The sequence below is a fragment of the Paucibacter sp. XJ19-41 genome (assembly GCF_028462495.1).
Classification (GTDB): domain Bacteria; phylum Pseudomonadota; class Gammaproteobacteria; order Burkholderiales; family Burkholderiaceae_C; genus Roseateles_E.
Window position 1 is genome coordinate 1 of record NZ_JAQOWX010000216.1, and the last position, 3,742, is coordinate 3,742.

Here is a 3,742-nt window from a genome sequence, read left to right on the forward strand (position 1 = left end):
GCACCGGGCTCGGCTTGGGCTCGGGCGGACGCACCACCAGGCTCGGCGCCGCCGGCCGCAGCAAGGGCGCGCTCACCGGTGCCGGTGCCGGTGCCGGTGCCGGCTCGGGCTTGCGCGGCGGGGCCGCGGCCTGGTTCAGTGCCGGGTTCGTCGCGATGCCACCGGGCCGAAAGGCCAGCATGCGCAGCAGCACCATGGTCAGGCCGGCGTACTCGTCCGGCGCCAGTCCCAGTTCCTGGCGACCGTGCAGGGCCATGCTGTACATCAGCTGGATCTCGTCGGCCGGCAGCAGGCCGGCCAGGCGCCGGGCCTCGGCGCTGTCGGGGTCTTGATCGTCCACGGCCTTGGGCGCGGCCTGGGCCACCGCCGTCTGCTGCAGCAGGCTGGCCAGGTCCTCCAGCGTGCCGGCGGCCGACAGGCCCAGGCTGCGCAAGCCATCGGCCTGGGCCACGACGGCCGCGCCATCGGCGGCCACCAGCGCATCCAGGATGGCCACCACATGGCCGCGATCCACCGTGCCCAGCATCTGGCGCACACCGGCCTCGACCAGGGCACCGGCGCCAAACGCGATCGCCTGGTCGGTCAGCGACAGCGCGTCGCGCATCGAGCCGCGCGCGGCGCGCGCCAGCAGGCGCAGCGCGCCGGCATCGGCCACCACCTGTTCGGCCTCCAGCACGGCGCTCAGGTGCGACAGCACGGTCTGCGGCGCCATCGGCCGCAGATTGAACTGCAGGCAGCGCGACAGCACGGTGACCGGCACCTTCTGCGGGTCGGTCGTCGCCAGCACGAATTTCAGATAGTCCGGCGGCTCCTCCAGCGTCTTCAGCATCGCGTTGAAGGCGGTGTTCGACAGCATATGGACTTCGTCGATCATGTAGACCTTGAAGCGCCCCACGACCGGCTTGTAGACCGACTGATCGAGCAGCTGCGAGATCTCCTCGACGCCCCGGTTCGAGGCCGCGTCGAGCTCCACATAGTCGACGAAGCGGCCGGCATCGATATCGCGGCAGGCCTCGCAGACGCCGCAGGGCTGGGCCGTGATCGTGCCCTGCCCATCGGCGCCGGTGCAGTTCAGGCTCTTGGCCAGGATGCGCGAGACCGTGGTCTTGCCGACGCCGCGGGTGCCGGTGAACAGATAGGCATGGTGCAGGCGCTGCTGGGTCAGCGCATTGGCCAGGGCCTGGACCACATGCTCTTGGCCCCGCAGTTCCTCGAAACTGTGGGGGCGGTATTTGCGGGCGAGGACCTGGTAACTCATGGGGGCGCATTCTACGGGCGCGCCCAGCCCCGCCACGGGCCTGGCGCATGGTCGATAATCCCGCCCCATGAGCACGCATGCCCCCTCCTCTCCCGACACCCTCAGCTACGAGCAGGCCGGTGTCAATTACGACCTGATCGACCCGCTGAAGATCGCCGCCCAGCGCGCAGCGGCGGCCACCGGCGCCCATCTGGGCGGCCATGGCTTCAGCGAGGTGCCGGCCTCGCGCGGCGAGTCGGCCTATGTGGTGGATGTCGGGCCCTTCTACATCGCCTCCATCGTCGAATGCCTGGGCACCAAGACCCTGGTGGCCGACGAGATGGCGCGCCTGACCGGCAAGAGCAGCTACTACGCCGGCATCGCCCAGGACACCATCGCGATGGCCGTCAACGACCTGATCACCGTCGGCGCCACGCCGCTGGTGGTGCAGGCCTACTGGGCCGCCGGCGGCTCGGACTGGTTCGGCGACAAGGCCCGCGCGCAAGCCCTGGTCGAGGGCTGGAAGAAGGCCTGCGACACCTGCGCCGTGGCCTGGGGCGGCGGCGAGACCCCGGCGCTGGCCGGCATCGTCGAGGACGGCCGCATCGACCTGGCCGCCTCCTGCACCGGCCTGATCAATCCCAAGAGCCGCCTGTCGGTCGGCGACGATCTGGCCGCCGGTGACGCCATCGTGCTCCTGGCCTCCAGCGGCATCCACGCCAACGGCCTGAGCCTGGCGCGCAAGCTGGTGGAGCGCCTGCCGCAGGGCTACCTGACCGAGATCGAACCCGGCCTCACTTACGGCGACGCGCTGCTGGCCCCCACCGTGCTGTACTCGCCGGTCACCGAGGCGCTCTTCAAGGCCGGCATCCAGCCCCACTACTGCGCCAACATCACCGGCCACGGCTGGCGCAAGCTGCTGCGCCACCCTGCCCAATTCAGCTACCGCATCCACACGGTGCCGCCGGTCACGCCGGTGCTGAAGTTCATGCAGGAACAGGCCAAGCAGGACGACCGCGAGGCCTACTCGACCCTGAACATGGGGGCAGGTTTTGCCATCTTCGTGCCGGCCGCCGATGCCCAGCGCACCGTCGAGGTGGCCAAGGCCTGCGGCATCGAGGCCTGGGTGGCGGGCAGCCTGGAAGAAGGCGAGAAGCAGTTGCTGATTGAGCCGCTGAACATCCGCTTCAGCGACGACGATCTGCAGCTGCGCTGAGCCCCGACCGGGCTTGACAGCCTCGCTGGCGCCGACCAAGCTTGCCCCAAACAGGGGGCGGTGATGGACTGGTTCTACTCGGGGATGCTGCGAATGCACGAGCTGCTGGCCTGGGCCAGCCTCGTGCTTTTTTTTGCCCGCGGCCTGGCCGCCCAGTTCAAGGCCGAATGGGGCGCCGACGACCGCCTGCGCGCGATCTCCTTCGGCCTGCACTTCCTGCTGGCCGTCTCCGGCCTGAGCCTGTGGGGGCTGCTGCACTACGACCTGTTGCGTGACAGCTGGTTGGCCGCCAAGCTGCTGGCGCTGTGCGCCTATGCGGCCTGCGCGCACTGGACCGTGGTGAGCCGCGACTACCGCCTGCCCGCCTATCTCGGCGCACTGGCCTTGTTGGGCTATGCCATCGGCGCCTCGCTGACGCGCTCCGCCACGCTGGGGCTGTAGACGCACCCCGTGTTCCGAGAAGGCCGGCGCGCATCGCATACAATGCTCGCTGACGGGCCTCCTCGCATGGAAGCACGGCCAACCGGGTCAGATGGGGAACCAAGCAGCCCTAACTGTTGTGACCAGTGCCGGGGGTAAGGCTCGTCAACCCCAACACCCTAGAACCCAGCATCCATGCGAGTTCCCAGCGTTCAAGCGGGTTTCAGGCATCGGACTGTGTACCTGCGGTGTGTAACTTCAAGGTCTGCTCATGACGGAAGTGAGCAAGGAACGGCAGCGAGTTGCAAGTGCAGATCTGATCAGCCGCCTCAATGTCTCTGCGTAATCCTAAGCTTGATGTCCCCGCTACTCAGCGGCAATGGACTTGCGGTTGACCGACGTATTGAGTACGACCCCAACCATCTTGCAAAGCCTCTCGACATTCAGGTAGAGAATTTTTTCCGAACTTTGCTCGGTGTAAGAATTCGGTCTGTGAAGGCTATTTGGTCAATTCGCTGACGTTGCATGATCTGACTTATCGGCAACTCTTGCGCCAACAGCTTGACTCGTTCGTTCTCTCTAGAGAACTCCCTGCGCTGGATCGCTTGGACGGCGACGCAGAGTTCGCGAAACGATTGCATCCAAGCTTGGACGAAGCCGGTCACCATCTGCGCTTTTATTCCCACCCCGCTAACCACATGACCTCCATTGGAGGTGGCTTGAACTGTGACATGGACTTTCACGTCATCAAAGTGGTTAACCGCGTGCGCCACCCACTTGTCGCGTAGCAACTTGATATGCGAATGAAGATGACCTGCCCCCTCCCAGGCGTACCAGCGTAAAGGTAGCGAAGCCCATCAACCAGGAGA

Annotated in this window: 4 protein-coding genes and 1 other RNA gene; 3 read left to right on the forward strand and 2 right to left on the reverse strand. The window is 66.6% G+C overall.

Annotated elements, in window-relative coordinates; translation table 11 throughout:
* Window positions 1-1,258 (reverse strand): DNA polymerase III subunit gamma/tau (gene dnaX / locus PO768_RS28090; protein WP_272648686.1); only part of this gene is annotated, 1,258 nt, incomplete at its 3' end.
* Between the two features lie 67 nt (window positions 1,259-1,325).
* Between dnaX and PO768_RS28095 the strand changes: the two genes are divergently transcribed.
* The 3 genes from PO768_RS28095 to ffs all read left to right on the forward strand — a co-directional run bounded on the left by PO768_RS28095 (window position 1,326) and on the right by ffs (window position 3,043).
* Window positions 1,326-2,453, forward strand: a complete 1,128-nt coding sequence (locus PO768_RS28095; RefSeq protein ID WP_269840531.1) for an AIR synthase-related protein — start codon at window positions 1,326-1,328, stop codon at window positions 2,451-2,453.
* Between the two features lie 63 nt (window positions 2,454-2,516).
* Complete coding sequence (locus PO768_RS28100; RefSeq protein ID WP_272648687.1) at window positions 2,517-2,894, forward strand: SirB2 family protein; 378 nt, start codon at window positions 2,517-2,519, stop codon at window positions 2,892-2,894.
* A gap of 51 nt (window positions 2,895-2,945) precedes the next feature.
* An RNA gene (gene ffs, locus PO768_RS28105) (signal recognition particle sRNA small type) lies at window positions 2,946-3,043 on the forward strand.
* A 273-nt stretch (window positions 3,044-3,316) separates the two neighbouring features.
* Here the strand turns inward: ffs and PO768_RS28110 are convergent.
* On the reverse strand, window positions 3,317-3,664 hold the full coding sequence (locus PO768_RS28110; protein WP_272648688.1) for a hypothetical protein: 348 nt from the start codon (window positions 3,662-3,664) through the stop codon (window positions 3,317-3,319).
* Window positions 3,665-3,742: the final 78 nt, after the last annotated feature.

What these genes read in the sequence shown, in the direction of transcription:
- PO768_RS28100 (WP_272648687.1), top strand. Translation starts at nt 2,517, where the DNA reads ATGGACTGGTTCTACTCGGGGATGCTGCGAATGCACGAGCTGCTGGCC.
- PO768_RS28095 (WP_269840531.1), top strand. Translation starts at nt 1,326, where the DNA reads ATGAGCACGCATGCCCCCTCCTCTCCCGACACCCTCAGCTACGAGCAG.